This is a genomic window from Cupriavidus sp. GW821-FHT07C08, assembly GCF_059419025.1.
In genome coordinates, this window is the sequence record NZ_JBWKQZ010000024.1 from 60,069 (window position 1) to 78,572 (window position 18,504).

The following is an 18,504-nucleotide window of genomic DNA, read 5'->3' on the forward strand; positions in this document are numbered from 1 at the left end:
GCGCTACACTTGGGTTTTCGTCCAACCCGCGGAGTCTCCGATGCGCGCTTCTTCGTCCCCCTCCTTGTCCAGCAGCTCGCCGATGCCTGTCTTGCGCTGGCTGCTGCTGGCGGTCATGGCCAGCCTGCTGTCCGCCTGCGGCTACAACGACTTCCAGACCAAGGACGAGGCGGTCAAGGCAGCCTGGAGCGAAGTCATCAACCAGTACCAGCGCCGCGCCGACCTGATCCCCAACCTGGTCAACACGGTCAAGGGCTACGCCACGCACGAGCGTGAGACGCTTGAGGCCGTGACCAAGGCGCGCGCCGCCGCCACCAGCATCCAGGTCTCGCCCGAAACCCTGAACGACCCCGAAGCCTTCAAGCGCTTCCAGCAGGCCCAGGGCGAGCTGTCCGGCGCGCTGTCGCGCCTGCTGGCGGTGTCCGAGAACTACCCGCAACTAAAGGCCGACGCCTCGTTCCGCGACCTGCAGTCGCAGCTTGAGGGCACCGAGAACCGCATCACCGTGGCCCGCCAGCGCTATATCGCCGCCGTGCAGCAGTACAACGTGCTGGCGCGCAGCTTCCCGACCAACCTGACGGCAATGGTCTTCAAGTACCCGGTCAAGCCGTCGTTCACGGTGGACAACGAGAAAGCCATCTCCACGCCGCCCGCAGTCAAGTTCTGAGACGGACCACACCATGGGCCACACCCTGCGCTCGCCCTGGCGGCACGCCTGGCTGGCGGCCGCCCTGCTATGGCTGGCGGCGTTGCTGGCCGGCCCGGCGCTGGCGGCAGACGGCTTCGTCGCGGTGCCGCCGCTGACCCAGCGCGTCACCGACCTGACCGGCACGCTGACGCCGCAGCAGCGCGGCGCGCTCGAGAACGTGCTGGCGGAATACGAGCAGCAGCGCGGCAGCCAGATCTTCGTGCTGATGGTGCCCACCACCGATCCCGAGCCGATCGATGCCTACAGCATCCGCGTGGCCGACGCCTGGCGCGCCGGGCGCAAGGGCATCGACGACGGCGTGATCGTGCTGATCGCCAAGGACAACCCGCCCGGGCTGCGCAAGATGCGGCTGGAGGTCGGGCGCGGCGTGCAGGGGTCGCTGACCGATGCCATGTCCAAGCGCATCCTGCAGGACGTGATGGCCCCCCACTTCCGCCAGAACGACTTCTACGGCGGGCTGGCAGCGGGGATCTCGGCCATCCAGGCCACCATCGACAAGGAAGGCCTGGCGGCACCGCAGCGCAAGGCGCAGCAATCGGGGCTGGCCGAGTGGCTGCCGGCATTGCTGCCGCTGGCGATCATCGTGTTCTTCTTCCTGAGTGCCATCCTGCGCCGGCGCGGCCCGCAGATCGTCACCACCCGGCGCGGTCGCGACGTGATCGCCGGCGGGCTGGGTGGCCTGGGTGGCTACACCATGGGGCAGGACTGGGGCCGGCGCAGCGGCGGCTGGGGTGGTGGCGGCTTTGGCGGAGGCGGCGGTGACAGCGGCGGCGGCTTTGGTGGCGGGGGCGGCGGCGGCTTCGACGGCGGCGGCGCCTCGGGCAACTGGTGACAGCACAAGGAACGACGACAATGCCGAATCTCCGACGTGCCCTGCACCATATCGCCACCACGGCCGGCGCAGCCCGCAAGCACTTTCCGGCCGAAGCCCAGCAACAGCTGCATGAAGCCGTGCACGCCGGCGAAGCCAGCCACCGCGGCGAGATCCGCGTGGTGATCGAAGCCAGCCTGCCGGTGGGCCATGCCTGGGCCGGTGTCACGCCGCGCGAGCGCGCCCGCTTCCTGTTTGGCGCACTCGAGGTCTGGAACACCGCGGACCATACCGGCGTGCTGCTCTATATCAACCTGGCCGACCATGCGGTCGAGCTACTGGCCGACCGCGGCATCGACGCCTGCGTGGGGCCCGCCACCTGGCGCGAGCTGTGCGACGAACTGGTGCGGGGGCTGAAGCAGGATTTGTCGGTGCGGCCGGTGCTGGCGGCGGTGGCGCGCATCCATGCCCTGCTGGCCACGCACTTCCCGTCCGACGGCGGGCCCAACCCGAATGAGCTGGACGACCGTCCGGTCATGCTCTAGGGTCTGTTCACATCGCCAGGTCTGGCCCCGTCGCAATGGCGAACGATGTAACGGCCAGATAGCGATGCGCAAGCTCGTTGCCGATTTCCTTCTGGCTTTCCCCTTGGCCTGCGCCATCGACCAGGCAATGCGCGGCTTTCATTCGCGAAACATCCTTTTGCCCGATATGGCATCTGGCGTTCACAGGCTACGCTTGGTCAACAACTGCACTGCAGCCAGTGAGGCGGAGCGCCAAGATTCCGCCAGGACAAGGGGAAGCCATGCCAGAAAGCCCAGCGAACTCGGATCGAGGGGGCCCTGCGCCCAGAACGGACCTTCGGGAATTCCTCCTGGAGGCTAGTCTCAGAAGTGCCAGCGCCATCATGTTTGCTGCGTTCGCTTACGCGGCAATCCGGCACTGGCTCGCGGACCCGACGCGAATCACCTTGCTGCTGCTCGTGCTGGCAAACTGCCTGACCCTTGGCCTGTCCCTGTTTGTCCGGGTTCCGAAGCGACGAGACTGGAATCCGGTCACAGTCATCTGCTCGTTGGGCGCCTCATACTATTTCGTGGCAATTCAGTTGGCGCCAGGGGAACACCTGGTACCGGAAATACTTGGCGCCGGCCTCCAGGTCATAGGAATCACCTGGCAAATCTACGCAAAGATCTCGCTCCGGTTCTCGTTCGGAATACTGCCTGCCAATCGCGGAATCGTGTCGAGCGGGGCTTACCGATTCGTGCGGCATCCGATCTACCTTGGCTACCTCATCACCGACGTCGGCTTCCTGCTCACAAATTTCGGGCCGCAGAACTTGCTGGTCTATGCCGGGCTGTACGCGCTGCAGGCTGTGCGGATAAATCGCGAAGAAAAGCTGCTGTCCGACGACCCGGAATACTGTCGGTATCGCGAAAAAGTGCGATTCCGCGCGCTGCCAGGTGTTTACTGAGCGATTGGGATAGCCCGCCAACCGGGGGCGACGACGCGAAGGAAATTCAGGTCGGGCCAGTCATCGTCAGCGCGGGCGGCGCGCACCCATCAGGTACCACACGGCCGCGAATATTTGCAGCGCCACCAGTCCGCCCCACGCCGTCAGGTGTGCAGCCCTGGGATAGTGTCCGGCCGTGGCGGGCCACAGATCCAGCACCAGCCCCACACCCACCTGGCAGGCAAAGGTCGACAGGAACACGGTCAGCGTCAGCGCCGTGGTAGCCCTTCCGATCAGTGCATCCGGGAAACTGCGCGCCAGCACCGCATAGGTCAGGATGCCGCTGGAGCCGAACACGCCATAAGCCACCCACAGCAGCACCGGCGGCAGCGGGACCTGCGCCATCAGCAGCAGCTGGACCACGATGAAGGCGGTCATGCCAGTGCCGGCAAAGGCATACAGGCTCACGCCGATACGCTCCAGGTGGCGCGCGGCCCAGCCCGCGCCGACGCAGCCGGCCATCATGGCAAAGCCGATCACCGAGACCAGTTGTGCGCTGCTGGCCGGATCGAAGCCGGCCACGTCGCGCAGGAAAGCACCCACCCATAGCGTCTGCACCGCCATGAACACGCCCTGGTTGAGCAGTGTCAGCGGTACCACGCGCCAGAAACGTTCGCTGGCCAGGATCTGGCGCGTGCCGCGCAGTTGTTCGCGCAGGCTTTCCTTGCCGGTGCGTGGCTTGTCGGGCACGCCGAACCACAGCAGCACCGCCATCGCCAGCGATATGCAGGTCAGCCCCATGCTGACCGTGCGCCAGTCAGTCAATGACAGCAGCCACGACAGCGGCGCGCCGACCAGCACCGCGCCCAGGCCGCCGATGGCCATCACCACGCCGTTGAGCAATGGCATGCGCGACAGCGGGAACCACATCGACAGCGCCTGGATGGTGGCGCCCAGGCACACCGACACGCCCACCCCGATCAGCAGCCGGCCGGTGGCCAGCCCGGCCATGCCGGGCGCCAGCGCGAACACCATCGAACCGGCCACGGCCACCAGCAGCATCACCGCCTCGGTGCGGCGCGGGCCGTAGCGGTCCAGCAGGATGCCCGCCGGCAGCTGGGCGCAGGCAAAGCCAAGGAAGTAGAAGCTGGTGAGCAGGCCCAGGTCGCCGGCATTGAGCCCGAGTTCGCGCGTCAGGTGCGGCGCAAAGCCCAGGTTGACGCCGCGAAACAGATAGGAAACCAGGAAGCCCAGCGAGAATACCGCCAGCACGCGCCAGCGGGCGCCGGCAGCAGCACCAGAGGCAAGTCGCGCTTGCGAGGGCGCAGAAGACAAGTTTGAAGTCGTAGTCGTCATGATGGCCCGAATTGTCGTTCCTCTGGCAATTCAAGGCCAACGAAAGATACCCGCCGCAATTGTGAGTAGAATTTGACGGCCATGGCCAAATCCCCCGCCAAACCCGCCCAACGCCCCGTCCACCTGCCGCCGCTGCAAGCGCTGCGTGCGCTCGAGGCCGCCACGCGCCACCGCAGCTTCTCGCGCGCGGCCGAGGAACTGGCCCTGACGCACAGCGCCATCAGCCACCATATCCGCGCGCTGGAGACCAGCCTGGGCACCAAGCTGTTCCAGCGCAGCGGCAGCCAGATGATCCCCACCAGCGTGGGCGCGCGGCTGGCCGAACAGGTGCGCGGCGCGCTCGACAGCATCGAAAGCGCGCTGCGCGAGGCCGGCAACAGCGCCGGGCCGCCGGTCGTCCGGCTGCAGGTCAGCGTGATGGCCGACCTGGCCAATGCCTGGCTGATCCGGCGCCTGCCCAGCCTGCACGCCCAGGTGCCGTCGCTGGACCTGCACCTGCGGCTGCATGCGGAAATCACGCCGCCCGACCCGTACGGCGTCGATGTCGGCATCTGGCACCAGCGCATCGACCTGCCCGGCTTTGAATGCCACAACCTGATCGAAGACCATGTGATCGCGGTGGCCAGCCCGGCGCTGCTGGCGCGCTACCCCGGCTTCACGCTGGCCGACGTGCCGCGCATGCCGATGCTGCGCTTTGCGCTGCGCCCCTGGCGCGACTGGCTCGAAGCCGCCGGCCTGCCTGGCGACGAGCCCGAACGCGGCCCGATCTTCCAGGACGCCGGCCTGATGCTGCAGTCCGCCGTCGCCGGGCTGGGCGTAGCCACTGCGCGCGCGCAGCTGGCGCACGATTACCTGGCCAGCGGCGAACTGGTGCAGATCGGGCCCGCCCGCATCCCGTCCAGCCTCCACTACTGGGTCACCTGGCGCGAAGGCAATCCGCGCGAGAAGGCCATCCAGCAGTTCCATGCATGGCTGCAGGAGCAGGTCCGGCAGGAAGCCGGCCACGTCCACCCTGCCGCCGACGGCGGCACGCCCGCCGAGCGGTTTCATGCATGAAATCGTTTGAAGCGCGGATGTTGGCAATACGAATCATTTTCGTCTAGGCCGTTGAAATCAAGGCGTTGCATGATGCCGCACGCCGTCCGCTGGCCTGCCGTACGCGTGTGCCGCGGCCTGGCCAGAGCGGTCCGAGTTTCACGAATGCAACCAGTTGGCACGCCGTGCCAGCAACCGTGAAAAATCTGCCCGGCCCATCCAAAGAGATGAGAAACGGCCGGGCCGGCCTTGCACGGCATCGTGCAAACGCTTGTCAACGCGTCGATTCCCTCCACCCAAGCGCGCCCGCACGACGCGCGCCGCGCCAAAAGGCTGAGGCCAACCGCGGCGCGCCGGCGTGGCTACCGATGTACAGAGTTCAAATCGTTGTAACGGAAATGAAACTACCTGGCAGCTTCACTCGCGTGCTGCATTCGAACCCTGACGCCTGTCCGTTTGAATTTTCGCCCTCCCTCCTTCGGATGGGCATTGCCGGCGAAAAGTAGGCTTCCCGGCACCCCCTCGCCTCGCACTGTGATTCATGCATCTCATCATCAGCTCGCCGAATGCTGCATCGCAGCATAAAAATCCGGCCGCATGTATCAGACGCGGAACATTATTGATCGCCAAGAACGGGCAAATGCCAGCCGAAAATTCCCCTTTCCTTTTGTTATCAATGAGTTAGCCATATCTGGCACGTTCGTCGCACATATGTCCGCGCGAACAGAAGCCCGGAACAGGGGGACGTCTGAAACCGAAGCGGCAACACACTGGCACGCGTTCGCCGAAGATCAGTTTCAGGACGACCCCGCATCCCAGGGCGGGATTCGCACTGGCGCTGTAAGCGTGGGCCACGCGGCAGGAACTGGCCCGCATCGGCAGGCCAGGTTGCAGGGGTCGTCGACAAGATTAGCGGAGGTCGTTCAGGAACACGGGCCGCAAGCGGACGAAAAGCGGCCCGTGGTACCTGGACTATGCGGCACGCCACGGCTAAACGGGCGGCACGCAGACAACAACGGACGCATCGGACAGGCCGGCGCATCCGGACAAGAAACGGGGTGAAGCAACAGTCTGCCATGCAGGCGAAGCGAAGCGGCAGCCGCCGCGACCGATACCAGGGAGGTAAGGTCGCGGCGGCGGCGAAAACGGGCCCACCGGCCCGCGCAACGCAGCGCCGCGGGCAGCAATTTTGGGAGAGCGCCAGGCCGCGGCCTTGACATGTTGCGGCAGGTGCAAGCCTTAGCGCCAACGAAACCAGTGACCCGCGACAGCAGGCCGCCGGCTTTGTAAAAACAAAAGATCCGGGGAAATTTTATGAGCGCGTACACCAACCGCCCGCTGCTGTACCTGTCGCAGCACCACGACGCCATGCTCTGCAGGATGCTCGCACAGCGTGGCTGGAAGATCAGCTTCGCCTCCAACCTGCAAGATCTCCACGCGCTGCCCCCGGGCAACCAGCCGCTTGCGGCGATGCTCGACCTGCAAGGCGGCTTCAGCGACGCCGACCTGGAATCGTTCGAGTCCTGGCTCTCGCTGCCGCATATCGGCTGGATCGGCGTCATCGCCGGCCAGGAGTCCCTGACCGAATCCGCGCGCCGGCTGCTGGGCCTGTACTTCGTCGACTATTACACCGCACCGATCCAGCACTCTCGCCTGGCGGAATCGCTCGGCCACGCGCTCGGCATGGCGCAACTGCGCCCGGGCGCGCAGCATGCCCGCCCCGGCACCGCACGCCCGGACGGCATGATCGGCAGCTGCCCGGCCATGCAATCGCTGTTCCGCGGTATCGAGAAGGTGTCGCGCTGGGACACGCCCGTGCTGATCTCCGGCGAGTCCGGCACCGGCAAGGAACTGGCCGCTCATGCCATCCACCGCTCCTCGGAGCGGGCCTCGCGCCCCTTCGTTGCGGTCAACTGCGCGGCGATCCCGCCCACGCTGCTGATGTCAGAGCTGTTCGGCTATGAGCGCGGCGCCTTCACCGGCGCAACCAAGCGCAAGCCCGGCCGCATCGAGATGGCACAGGGCGGCACCCTGTTCCTCGATGAAATCGGCGACATGCCGATCGAAAGCCAGACCAGCCTGCTTCGCTTCCTGGAAACCGGCCGCATCGAGCGGCTGGGCGGCACCGAATCGGTGGACGTGGACGTGCGCATCATCTCCGCCACCCACGTCGACCTGGAAGCCGCGATCGCCGCCGAACGCTTCCGCGGCGACCTCTACCACCGGCTGTGCGTGCTGCGCGTGCGCCAGCCACCGCTGCGCGAACGCGGCAGCGACATCCTGCTGATCGCCGAACACGTGCTGGACAGCGTGCGCAAGCAGTCGCCGGCACGCATCCGCGGCTTCTCGCCGATGGCGCTGCGCGCGATCCAGCAGCACAACTGGCCCGGCAACGTGCGCGAACTGATCAACCGCATCCGCCACGCCGCCGCCATGTGCGAAGACGGCGTGATCCAGCCCGACGACCTGGAGCTGGCCACCCCCGCCGAGGACCGCCCGCTCACGCTCGCGGCCATCCGCGAAGCGGCCGAGCAGACCGCGATCGTCGAGGCGCTGCAGCGGCATCATGAACGGCTGATTGACGTGGCTGCAGAGCTGGGGATTTCGCGGGTGACGTTGTTCAGGTTGATGCGGGATTACAAGCTGCAGGTGAAGAAGGGGGATCTGGGGTTGATCTGCGTGCAGGGCTAGCCGATCCATCGCGGAGGAACCGACCGATGTCACCTGATGCCTACCTTGAAATGGCCGAAACCGAAGCCTGCCACTGGTGGTTCCGGGGGCGGCGCGAAATCGTCGGCACGATCCTGTCCGGCCTGGCGTTGCCGCGTGAGGCATCCATCCTGGAGATCGGCGCGGGCACCGGCGGAAACCTTGAGATGCTCTCGCGGTTCGGCAACGTCAGCGCCGTGGAAATGGATGGCACCGCCCTGCGGCTGGCGCGGGAGAAGACCCTGGGGGCCTACGACATCCGCAGTGGCAGGTGCCCCGACGACATGCCGTTCCCGGAGCACAGCTTCGACCTGGTCTGCCTGCTCGATTGCCTGGAACACATCGCCGACGATGCCGGGGCACTGGACTGTACGGCAAGGATGCTGAAAGCCGGCGCCGCCGCATTCATTACCGTGCCCGCCTACCAATGGCTATGGAGCTCCCACGACGTCTTCCTGCACCACCAGCGCCGCTATAGCAAGCGGTCGCTGCATGCGCTCATCACCCGGTGTGACCTGCGCGTGGAACGGATGTCCTATTTCAACACGCTGCTGTTTCCGCTTGCGGTGGCGGCCCGCATCAGCGACCGGCTGAGCGGCAGCCAGAAGGCAACGGGAGCGGGGCTCCCGCCCCAACCCGTCAACCAGGCATTGCACCGCCTGTTCAGCACCGAACGCCATTGGCTGGCACACGGATCGCTGCCGTTCGGCATTTCGCTGATGGCGATCGTGCGCGCATCGTGAGCGCCGGCATCACCACGCCCGAACTTCGCCGGGTCACGCGCTTTCTGGTATCGGGCACCACCTCGACGGGCGTGCATGTCGCCATCACCGCGACGCTGGTCACCACGCTGGCGGCCTCACCGGTCGCGGCGAACTGCGTGGCCTTCGTGTGCGCGACCGCCTGCTCCTATCTGCTCAACACCTTGTGGAGCTTCTCGTCGCGGCTGCGCCACCGGACCCTGGGCCGCTTTGCCGGCGTATCCCTGCTGGGACTGGGCCTGACCGTGGGCATTTCCTGGACGGCCCAATATCTGGGGGCCAGCTATTGGGCGGGCCTGGCCGGCGTGGTCCTGACGGTGCCGGTCTTCACCTACCTTGCGCACCGGGCCTGGACCTATCGGGACTAGGGCCAGGCCGGGCACGCATCAGCGGCCACCGCTCACATGCCCGCGGTCGATCCGGATCACGCGCCTTCCCGAGGCGATGAGCTTGTCCTGGCCGGTCTCCTGGTAACGGCGCCGCACCAGATAGATCGGCCGCCCCTTGGCTTCATCATAGATGCGGCCGACATACTCGCCGACCACCCCCAGCCCGATCAGCTGGATGCCCCCCAGGAACAGCAGCACCGACAGCAGCGACGCATAGCCGGGGACATCGATCCCCAGGACCAGGGTTCGCGCCACGATGAAGGTGCCGTAGCAGAACGCGCCAAGCGCGATCAGGACGCCGATATATGTCCAGCTGCGCAGCGGGATGGTGCTGAAGCTGGTAATGCCCTCGAGCGCGAGGTTCCACAGACGCCAGCCGGAAAACTTGGAATGCCCGGCGCTGCGCGTCTCGCGCTCATAGCGGACGATCGCGGTCTTGTAGCCCACCCACGCGAACAACCCCTTCATGAAGCGGCGTCGCTCCGGCATCTGCTTGAGCGCATTGATCACCACCCGGTCCATCAGCCGGAAATCCCCGACGTTCACGGGCAGCTTCTGGTCTGACAGCTTGTTATGGATGCGGTAGTACGCGCCCGCGGTCACGCGCTTGAGCCACGAGTCGCACACGCGGCTGCTGCGCTGGGCAAGCACCACCTCTGCCCCTTCCCGCCAGCGCATGACCAGCTCAGGGATCAGTGAGGGCGGGTCCTGCAAATCGGCGTCCATGGGAATCACCGCGTCGCCAAGGGCCTCGTCGAGTCCCGCGGTCAAGGCAGCTTCCTTGCCAAAATTCCGCGTCAGGTCCACGACTCGCACGCGTGCGTCCCGGCGCGAATACGCAATGAGCTTGTCCAGCGTGTCGTCCGAGCTGCCGTCGTTCACCAGCACGATCTCGAAGCGGATCGCATCGATGGCCTCGAGCACTGGAATGACGCTGTCGAAGAAGTGGCCAATGCCTTCTGACTCGTTGTAGCAGGGCACAACCAGAGAAAGCAGCCTGACGTCGTATGGGCCTGACATGATCCCCTCCCGAGACGGGGTGGCTTGTGCGCACACCGCCATGATTGCGCTGTCATGCGCCTTGTTATTTACCGGGTGCGAACCGCTCCCCGGTCCGCGCCCGGCGCAGGATTGCCATCAGCAGCAACAGCGTCACCAGCGGCCCGACCTGCGGGAAATGGCCCGCGTGGTTCGCGCTCAGGACAATCGGCAGCAGCCATGCCACCACCAGGATCTCCCGCTCCCATTCCCTCCAGCCACGCGTCACCCCCTCGACCGCCAGACCCGCAATCGCGAGCCCCATCCAGGTAAGCTCGTAGTACCAGACGTACGGGCTCACAAGCAGGGTGGCCGCCGCCACTGCGGCAATACGCAGCGCAGTCGAATTCCGGCCGCGCCAGACCTTGATCAGGGCCCAGATCGCGAAGCCCGCGCCCAGGCCGTGGGCCAGGTACGCAATCGCCACCGGCGCCCCGGCGCGGCGCATCATGGCAAAGAGCGTCGGGCAATAGCGCCATCCAAACTCCCCCTGCTCCAGCACCGTCTGCCTGAAGTGCGTCCCGATATCCAGGAACGTGGGTACGATCTGCCATCCCCATAGGGCGATGCTGCAGGCAGCCATTGCCGCAGCGGTCGCGGCAGCGGTAAAGAAGGCCTTCCATGCGCGGTCTGCCACCAATGCCAGCGGCAGCATCAGCGCCAGCTGGGGCTTGATGCACAGCAAGCCGATCAGCAGGCCAGACAGGACTGGCCGGGTTTTCAACTGGATCAGCGCCCACGCCGCCACGCCCGCGGTCAGCAATGAGTTCTGCCCGATCATGGCAGCCTCGTGGATTCCCGGAAAAGCCAGCACGGGCAGCCACACCACATGGCGCGGCACGCCTGGCAAGGACAGGATCCTGAGCACCGCGGCGATATACATGACGGCCGTGCCGCCGATGAAGAGCAGATAGCTCGCTGCAAACGGCAGCAAGGACAGTGGCATAACAAACAACAGGAAAGTCGGGGGATAGACCCATGGCAGGAAGAACTGCCCCTCTCTCTCAACTGCGCCGAAAGCCGCAATGACAGGTGCCAGCTTGTGGTAGTCATAGACCGCGGCGGCCTGCCCCTTGATGGCCAGGTACGACGCACTCCAGAACGCCGAGAAATCCACGCCGGGACGGCCCATCGCATCCGTGGTGAAGCCGTGCGTCCTGAAGGCCCATATCACGATCAGCGCGCCGTATACGATCAGCATGGCAACGCTGTAGGCCCTGAGACGCTCCAGGTCCAGCCAATGCCGCGACATCACTGACCCCGGCGTTGCTGCCGGGCTATGGTCCAGGCTCATCGCTCCCCAACCCCCTGATATTCTGTGGCAGCGCCGGCCTGTGTTCTTCTTGGCAATGCAGCGGCGATGCATCGATGTACTGGCTCCATTCTGGTCAGGCGCCCACCGATGTACAAGCAGAACCATGGCCCTGGGCGAGGCGCTGGAATCCGGTTTGTGCGAGCGTTTCCAAACTGAATCACGACCCGCTTCGACCGCAATCCCGCGTGCCGTTCCGGTTCTCCCGACATTGACAGCGGCGCAACTCGTCCGCGGCGAGAGCGCGCGTTTCCCCCCTGAAACGTTGGCCATCGGACGGCTTACTCCCTGCGACGCCTCCCGCGCGGAGGCGCGGCAGCGGCATTGCGCGTCGGTCTCAGCCAAATGCACTGCGTGCCGCGCGCTCCGACTCATACTTTTGGCGCAGGGATGGCCGCACGCGCGCGCTGCCTCGCATGCAAGCGCGAGCTTCAAAGAATTAAGCACGATTCGTCGTGGAAACGGGAGCACCGGCACGTTGTCGCCAGCCCGGCAAGGCGCGCGCCCAGGCGGCGCCATCTCCCCGGGAAACAAGGGCACCTTCGGCAATGGCGCGGTTATTGCGACTGCCTGTCAACTGCGCCCCGGCGGCGCCAGGCCAGCCGCGCGCCTTTCCTGCCTGATCCGGATGGGTAACCACTACAGCCACCGCGAGACGCCATGAAAACCATCACCACCTGGGTGGAGACGACCAGCCGGGAAAGCCTGCTCCAGCGGCTCGCCGCGAAGCAGTGGTTCTGGCTCGCCCTCTTCGGACTCAGCCTGTTCTCGATCCTCTCATTTATCGGTGACCGATTGCTGGTGGATGCCGACACCTTCTGGCACATCGCCGCCGGCAAATGGATCCTTGCCAACCATGCAGTGCCAGCGACCGATCCCTTCTCGTTCTCTTTTCATGGCGCGAAATGGGTTCCGCATGAATGGCTGGCCGAAGTCATCCTTGGCGCATCCCATGCCTGGCTCGGCTGGGCCGGGCCGGTGCTGGTCACCGCGCTGGCGACCGCCGTCGCGCTAACCATGCTGTTGCGGTTCCTGCTGCGCTATATCGAGCCGCTGCATGCATTCGCCGGCACCGCCCTGGCCTTCCTGACGCTGGCCCAGCATCTGCTCGCCCGCCCCCATGTGCTGGCCTGGCCGCTGATGGTGATCTGGGCCGCCCACCTTGTGCTGGCGCGTGAGCAAGGCAAGCGACCCAGCCTGTGGCTGCCGGTCGTCATGCTGGCCTGGGCCAACCTGCATGGCAGCTTCCTTCTCGGTATCGGGCTGGCCGGCGCGCTGGCCGTTGAGGCCATCCTGGCTGAAGGGCATCCACGCCGGAGCGCGCAGGCATGGGCACCGTTCCTGGCACTGACCGTGCTGGCGGGCCTGCTGACACCGAACGGCGTGGACGGCCTGCTCTTCCCCTTCCACGTTTCCGGCATGGGCTTTTCGCTCAGCATCATCAGCGAATGGAAGGCACCGGACTTCCGCCTGATCCAGCCAATCGAGCTGTGGCTTGGCTTTGTGCTGTTCGGCGCGCTCTACTTCGGGTTCCGCCTGCCTGCGACCCGGATCCTGATGTGCTTCGGGCTGGTTCACCTTGCCCTGGCCTTCGCGCGCTATGCCGAACTGCCGGGGCTGCTGGCCCCGCTGTTGCTGATGCCCAGCATCGGCCCCCAGCTACGCGCAGCCATCCGTCCGGAAATCAAGCCGCGCCTGTTATCACGGAGTATTCGAGTCATTACCGCGTTGTGCATCGCACTGTTCATGGCCAGCATCGCCTTCCTTGCCAAAGGCATCCAGCACGACCAGGGCCGGATACAGCCCCGTGAGGCCGTCGACGCGGCCATGGCGGCAGGTGCCGCCGGACCGGTCTTCAATAGCTACAACTTCGGGGGCTACCTCATATTCTCCGGCATTGCGCCGCTCATCGACGGCCGCGCCGACCTCTACGGCGACGATTTCGTGCGAAGGTATATGGCAGCCTCTTCTGGCGATGCCAAGGTCTTGCAGGGACTGATCCAGGAATACAAAATCCGATGGGCCGTTCTGGAGCCCTCAAATCCTGCATCAAAGCTGATCCATGGCTTACCGGGCTGGCGAAAAGTGCATGAGGATGCCAATGCCGTCGCTTACGTCCGCGAACAATAGGGCCGTCACCCGCACGCCCGTGCCCGCTCCCGTTCCCGGCTTGCAGGCAGCGCGCGCCGCACCTTGCGGCATGGCAGGCGTCCCGGTGCCCTGCTTGGCCGTGGCGGGCCACGCCATGGCGCGCTGCATAGCCGCAGGCAGCGTTGGCCTGAACTTCCGTGCTCATGCAATGCCCCGGTCCGCAGGGCGCGTCGCTACACAACCTATAGCGCAGCCCCAGCGGCCATCGGCAATGCGAGAGCTGCCCTGATCCCCCCACACCTGCCACGGCTCTCATCCTCGCGAACTCCAATCGCGATGCGCACCCAATCCCCCGCAGCGTCGCCCCCCCGGCAGGCCGTCGACAAGACGCGAAGCCTGCGTGAACCGCAAGCCTTGTCGCACAGCTCCCTTCGCAAGTCGGTTGCGCGCGCACGCCTGCGATTGCAGCGAAGAACAGCCATCCCACATGCCATGTTTCGAAGGTGAATCACGCGGCCGCGCGGGCCTGCAGCCCCCTGCACACAAGGGTTTGCGGGGACTGCCTGTGGAACCTGCCGGCACTCCAGCGGCCCTGGCGCACTTCGCAATGTTTCGATCCGGAAACGTTGCCTCGGCAGAAGACACTCTCATCCGTCAGTCTGGCCGTCACCGGAAAACGGGACCGAAGCAGCCAGGAGGACTACCGACTGCGACGAATGCCGAACCTCGGCGCGAACGCTGCCTCATGCTTTTGGATGAAGTTTTTGCCCTGTTTCACCAGCGCGGCCCACGTGAGCACGTCACGCGATCTAGAACATCCGTAGCGGGGTCCGGAATGGCTTGCAAGACCCGCGTTTCCACCCAGCAACGAAGCGTGGCCGAAAAGCCGCCTGCAGGCCCGCCGAGTCTACGGCCAGCGCGCATCGCTACCCGCAAACCCTTGTGGCACAACGGTTTGCGCTGGCCTGGCCTGGCGTTTGCCTATGTCAGGCACGCGGCACCGCAGTCCTGACTGCCGCGATGCTGGCGCAACGTTCGCCGGCATCAGATTCAAAAATACGGGGAGCCTCACCATGCCAGTCGCACGTCAACCTGCGATGCCACACCGGAATATCGGCCACGCTGCTGCTGCCAGAGGCACCAGCAGCGCGCCGTTCCGTTGCATGGCTCGCGCAGGACATGTGCAGCACGCCGCGCGGTGCATGCATGCGTCGGCACAACGCCGGCTGCAGTCACGCAACCCGCACGGTGTGCACGGCGGTCCCGGCCTGTGGCCGTTCCATGCATGCGCTATCTGCGCACCGCCCTGCTTCCGGACTTCCAGGCATTGATATCCGGTGCCAGTGTTGCCTTATCCGCAGTTCGTAGTCCTGCAGTGCCTGTTCCCAACCCAAGGAGTTAGTCATGCAAAACCTGACCACCATGCTGAAGCAATTCATCCGTGATGAAGACGGTGTGACCGCCATTGAATACGGCCTGATCGCCGCACTCATCGCAGTTGTCATCATCGTGTCGGTTCAGACGATCGGCACCAAGCTGAACGTCATCTTCAAGTACATCGGCGACACCCTCACCAACGCCGCACCGGCCTGATAGTCGACCCGCACGCATGGCCGCCCTGTTCCGGGGCGGCCATGCAGCACGCACTCCCGCCCGACAAACAAACACAGACACCGGAGACGCCAAATGCCAAAGTTCTTCGCCAGGTCAAGAGATTTTCTGCGCGACGACCAGGGTGTTTCCGCTATCGAATACGCCTTGCTTGGCAGTCTGATCGCCATGGCAATTGTACTTTCCGTGGCCACGCTCGGCGATGCCGTGGAAGCCATGTACGAGTTGATCGCCTCCAAGTTGCCTTGATCCATCCGGCCAGCGCACGCCCCGGACACCACCCAAGCCACCAGCCACTAACGCCATGCAAGCCGCCACCGCCCTCGCCCCCCTCGTCGGCCCCGCCACGATCGGCATCGTGCTGACAGCCGCGGCCATCGACCTGGAGCGGCGCCGCATTCCCAACTGGCTGACCTTTGGTGCGTGGATCGCTGCACTGCCTGCAATGGCTGCCATTCATGGCCTGGCCGCCGGCTCGCTGGCGTGGCTCTATGGCTGGACGATGGGCCTGGCGCTGTTTCTGCCCTTCTACCTGATGCGCGGCATGGCGGCCGGCGACGTCAAGCTGATGGCAGCCGTGGGCGCCTGGCTCGGCGTCAGCATGGTGCTGAAGATCGCTTTGGCAACCTGCGTGATTGGCGGGCTCTGGGCACTGATACAGGTGCTTATCACAGGACAGGGGCGCTCGACCCTCGCCCGAGTGGGCCACATGCTGATCGCCGCCCTGGTGCCTGGTTCACGGCCGGTGCAGCCTGAAGCGGGGGCCTCCGCCGGCTCCATGCCTTACGGCGTGGCGATTGCCGCCGGAACGCTGACCATGCTCTTTGCCGGCACATGACACCAGCCACAAGCGACACAACGCGCCGACCAGTCACGGGCGCCTGCAGGAACGAGAACACACTGACCAGCGAACAGGGGACGGCAATGAACGAGCATCACGACTCAGGCCACGCACCACGGCTCCTCGAGCCCGTCGCGACCGGCAGGAATGGCCATGCCGAGCATGGCGCGCTGCCGATGCCGCCCTGGCACGTGCTGCCGCGCACGATCGCAGATACCGGCCTGGAGATCGCACAGTTGCTCGGGCTGCTGATGAAGGCCGCCTACCAGCACCGCACCGTCACGCTGGCAGTACTGACCGAAACGCTCAAGCTGCCGGCGCTGGTGGTCAATGACATTGCGGCCGTCGCCGTGCGCGAGCGCCTGCTGGAGATCGCGCACCGCGGCGCCAGCGACCTGGATGTGCGCTTCCGGCTCACTGACGCCGGCTATACCCGCGCGGCGGAAGCCTCGGCACGCTGCAGCTATGTCGGCACGGCGCCGGTCACGCTGGATGCGTACCTCGATGCCGTCAAGCGCCACTCGGTCAACCACGCTTCCGTGACCAAGGCGGACGTTACCGCCGCCTTCCATGACCTGGTGATCCCGGTCCATCTGCTCGACGCCATCGGCATGGCGTTGAACACCTGCCGCGCGCTGATGATCTACGGCCCGGCCGGCAGCGGCAAGACCTACCTGGCGCAACGGCTAGGCACGCTGTTGCCCGGTGCTGTGCCGGTGCCGCATGCCATCACCGTGGCCGGTGAAATCATCCAGGTGTTCGATCCGCTGGTCCATGTGCCGTTCGACGACAGCGAAGCGTCGCTGGCGCACCGCTCGCTGGACCGCCGCTGGGTCCTGTGCCATCGCCCGGTAGTGCTGTCTGGCGGCGAGCTGACGCTGTCCATGCTGGACCTGCGCTATGACCGCATCTCCGGCTTCTACCAGGCGCCCCCTCACATGAAGGCCAACAACGGCATCTACATCATCGATGACCTGGGCCGCCAGCTGGTCGGCGTCAGCGACCTGCTGAACCGCTGGATCGTGCCGCTGGATCGCAGCATTGACATGTTCACGCTGCAGACCGGCGTGCGCTTCTCGGTGCCGTTCGATGTCTGGCCAGTGTTCTCGACCAACCTCGAACCGTCGGAGCTGGGCGATGACGCATTCCTGCGCCGGCTCGGCAGCAAGCTCTATGTGGGCCCGCTGTCGGTGGACGACTACCGCGAGGTCTACCAGCGCACCGCCGCTGACTTCGGGCTGGCCAGCACGGATGCGATGTTCGATTTCCTGGTCGACAGCCTGCACTACGCCAGCGATACACCGCTGCTGGCCTGCATCCCGCGCGACCTGCTGCGCCTGGTGGACTCGGGCGTGCGCTACCACGGCCATGCCGCACAGGTTACCGAGGCAGGCCTGCTGTCTGCATGGCAGGGCTACTACGGGCTGCGCGCTTCGGCCGACGCCATGCCATCGCTGGGCGCTGGCCATCGATGGTCGGATGACCGTCGCGCCGCAAGCTGAACTGCACCACACCATCGGACCACTGTAGGGGGAGAATCATCATGAAAAACACACGCGCAATCCTGATGCTGCTGATTGCCCTCGTCGCCGGCGTGGCGGCAGTGGTATCCGCGTCGCGATGGCTGGTACAGCAGTCGTCCAGCTCGGTCAGGCAGGTGGTCGTCGCCGCCAACGACCTCAACCTCGGCCAGCCGCTCAACGGCAGCCAGCTGCGCATGGTCAGCTGGCCGACCGGCAGCGTGCCGCCCGGCGCGTTTGAAGACATGAAGGCGCTGGAGGGTCGCGTGGTCCGCACCAGCCTCCAGCGCGGCGAGCCCGTCATCGACGCCAAGCTGGCGCCGGTGGGCACCAAGGGTGGCTTGTCCGCCGTGATCAATGACGGCAAGCGCGCCATCACGGTCCGCGTCAACGACGTGGTGGGCGTGGCCGGCTTCGCGCTGCCGGGCAACTACGTCGACGTGATCGTCAATACCAACGAAGAAGCCAAGACCGCGCAGAGCGGCAGCATCTCGAAGATCGTGCTCGAGAAGATCCTGGTGCTGGCGGTTGCGCAACAGGTCAGCCGCGACGACACCCAGCCCAAGGTGGTCAATGCGGTGACGCTGGAAGTCACGCCCGAACAGGCCGAGAAGCTCGACGTGGCACGCAGCGTGGGCACCCTGTCGCTGGTGCTGCGCAACCAGCTGGATGTGGCCGACATCAACACCGGCGGCGCCACCAAGGGAACACTGCTTGGCAAGACACCGGAGGCACCGGCCAAGGTGGTGACCAAGACCGAGACGCGCACCGTAGTCAAGACTCGCACGGTGGCGGCGGCGCCCGCACGCTCGGGCAACTGCATCGGCGTGCTGGCAGGCATGCAGGGCGGCGTCGAGTGCTTCTGAGAACC

Annotated in this window: 18 protein-coding genes; 14 read left to right on the forward strand and 4 right to left on the reverse strand. The window is 65.7% G+C overall.

Annotation, left to right across the window (positions count from 1 at the left end; genetic code table 11):
• Positions 1–40: 40 nt before the first annotated feature.
• The 3 genes from AC07UK_RS26250 to AC07UK_RS26260 are packed head-to-tail and all read left to right on the forward strand — an operon-like array spanning position 41 to position 2,065.
• The gene (locus AC07UK_RS26250) at positions 41–667 is read left to right on the forward strand and encodes a LemA family protein (RefSeq protein WP_013955788.1); all 627 of its coding nucleotides are present in this window, start codon (positions 41–43) and stop codon (positions 665–667) included.
• Positions 668–680: 13 nt separating this feature from the next.
• Positions 681–1,541 (forward strand): TPM domain-containing protein, encoded by an 861-nt coding sequence (locus AC07UK_RS26255; protein ID WP_436220995.1) that lies wholly within the window; start codon positions 681–683, stop codon positions 1,539–1,541.
• 20 nt (positions 1,542–1,561) lie between these two features.
• Positions 1,562–2,065: a TPM domain-containing protein gene (locus AC07UK_RS26260; RefSeq protein ID WP_436220994.1), complete on the forward strand. Its 504-nt coding sequence runs from the start codon at positions 1,562–1,564 to the stop codon at positions 2,063–2,065.
• A gap of 7 nt (positions 2,066–2,072) precedes the next feature.
• Here the strand turns inward: AC07UK_RS26260 and AC07UK_RS26265 are convergent, their stop codons facing one another.
• Positions 2,073–2,207, reverse strand: a complete 135-nt coding sequence (locus AC07UK_RS26265; protein ID WP_494686794.1) for a hypothetical protein — start codon at positions 2,205–2,207, stop codon at positions 2,073–2,075.
• Between the two features lie 220 nt (positions 2,208–2,427).
• Here AC07UK_RS26265 and AC07UK_RS26270 point away from each other — a divergent pair, with 220 nt between their 5' ends.
• Positions 2,428–2,991: a methyltransferase family protein gene (locus AC07UK_RS26270; protein ID WP_319609834.1), complete on the forward strand. Its 564-nt coding sequence runs from the start codon at positions 2,428–2,430 to the stop codon at positions 2,989–2,991.
• A 66-nt stretch (positions 2,992–3,057) separates the two neighbouring features.
• Here the strand turns inward: AC07UK_RS26270 and AC07UK_RS26275 are convergent, their stop codons facing one another.
• Positions 3,058–4,326 (reverse strand): MFS transporter, encoded by a 1,269-nt coding sequence (locus tag AC07UK_RS26275; protein WP_494686795.1) that lies wholly within the window; start codon positions 4,324–4,326, stop codon positions 3,058–3,060.
• Between the two features lie 81 nt (positions 4,327–4,407).
• Here AC07UK_RS26275 and AC07UK_RS26280 point away from each other — a divergent pair, with 81 nt between their 5' ends.
• The 4 genes from AC07UK_RS26280 (at position 4,408) to AC07UK_RS26295 (ending at position 9,199) form a co-directional block, all read left to right on the forward strand.
• The gene (locus AC07UK_RS26280; RefSeq protein WP_436220990.1) at positions 4,408–5,382 is read left to right on the forward strand and encodes a LysR substrate-binding domain-containing protein; all 975 of its coding nucleotides are present in this window, start codon (positions 4,408–4,410) and stop codon (positions 5,380–5,382) included.
• 1,293 nt (positions 5,383–6,675) lie between these two features.
• On the forward strand, positions 6,676–8,052 hold the full coding sequence (locus AC07UK_RS26285) for a sigma-54 dependent transcriptional regulator (protein ID WP_436220989.1): 1,377 nt from the start codon (positions 6,676–6,678) through the stop codon (positions 8,050–8,052).
• A 26-nt stretch (positions 8,053–8,078) separates the two neighbouring features.
• Complete coding sequence (locus tag AC07UK_RS26290; RefSeq protein ID WP_494686796.1) at positions 8,079–8,813, forward strand: class I SAM-dependent methyltransferase; 735 nt, start codon at positions 8,079–8,081, stop codon at positions 8,811–8,813.
• Positions 8,810–9,199: a GtrA family protein gene (locus AC07UK_RS26295; protein WP_436220987.1), complete on the forward strand. Its 390-nt coding sequence runs from the start codon at positions 8,810–8,812 to the stop codon at positions 9,197–9,199. Before AC07UK_RS26290 ends, AC07UK_RS26295 begins: the two co-directional genes overlap by 4 nt.
• 18 nt (positions 9,200–9,217) lie before the next feature.
• On the opposite strand, the gene AC07UK_RS26300 is transcribed toward AC07UK_RS26295, so the two are convergent.
• Entirely contained in the window at positions 9,218–10,240 is a 1,023-nt protein-coding gene (locus AC07UK_RS26300) for a glycosyltransferase family 2 protein (RefSeq protein WP_494686797.1), read from the reverse strand.
• A gap of 64 nt (positions 10,241–10,304) precedes the next feature.
• Positions 10,305–11,915 carry a glycosyltransferase family 87 protein gene (locus AC07UK_RS26305; RefSeq protein ID WP_494686798.1) on the reverse strand — a complete coding sequence of 537 codons (1,611 nt, stop codon included), beginning with the start codon at positions 11,913–11,915 and terminating at the stop codon, positions 10,305–10,307.
• A gap of 315 nt (positions 11,916–12,230) precedes the next feature.
• Here AC07UK_RS26305 and AC07UK_RS26310 point away from each other — a divergent pair, with 315 nt between their 5' ends.
• The 6 genes from AC07UK_RS26310 (at position 12,231) to cpaB (ending at position 18,499) form a co-directional block, all read left to right on the forward strand.
• Positions 12,231–13,700: a hypothetical protein gene (locus AC07UK_RS26310; RefSeq protein ID WP_436220984.1), complete on the forward strand. Its 1,470-nt coding sequence runs from the start codon at positions 12,231–12,233 to the stop codon at positions 13,698–13,700.
• Positions 13,701–15,065: 1,365 nt separating this feature from the next.
• Complete coding sequence (locus AC07UK_RS26315) at positions 15,066–15,254, forward strand: Flp family type IVb pilin (RefSeq protein WP_436220983.1); 189 nt, start codon at positions 15,066–15,068, stop codon at positions 15,252–15,254.
• A gap of 93 nt (positions 15,255–15,347) precedes the next feature.
• On the forward strand, positions 15,348–15,521 hold the full coding sequence (locus tag AC07UK_RS26320) for a Flp family type IVb pilin (protein WP_211980798.1): 174 nt from the start codon (positions 15,348–15,350) through the stop codon (positions 15,519–15,521).
• Between the two features lie 55 nt (positions 15,522–15,576).
• Positions 15,577–16,110 carry an A24 family peptidase gene (locus tag AC07UK_RS26325; RefSeq protein ID WP_436220982.1) on the forward strand — a complete coding sequence of 178 codons (534 nt, stop codon included), beginning with the start codon at positions 15,577–15,579 and terminating at the stop codon, positions 16,108–16,110.
• Positions 16,111–16,196: 86 nt separating this feature from the next.
• A complete protein-coding gene (locus AC07UK_RS26330; protein ID WP_436220981.1) occupies positions 16,197–17,615 on the forward strand; it encodes a DUF8689 domain-containing protein in 1,419 nt (472 codons plus the stop codon).
• A 41-nt stretch (positions 17,616–17,656) separates the two neighbouring features.
• A complete protein-coding gene (gene cpaB / locus AC07UK_RS26335; protein ID WP_013955767.1) occupies positions 17,657–18,499 on the forward strand; it encodes a Flp pilus assembly protein CpaB in 843 nt (280 codons plus the stop codon).
• Positions 18,500–18,504 lie beyond the last annotated feature (5 nt).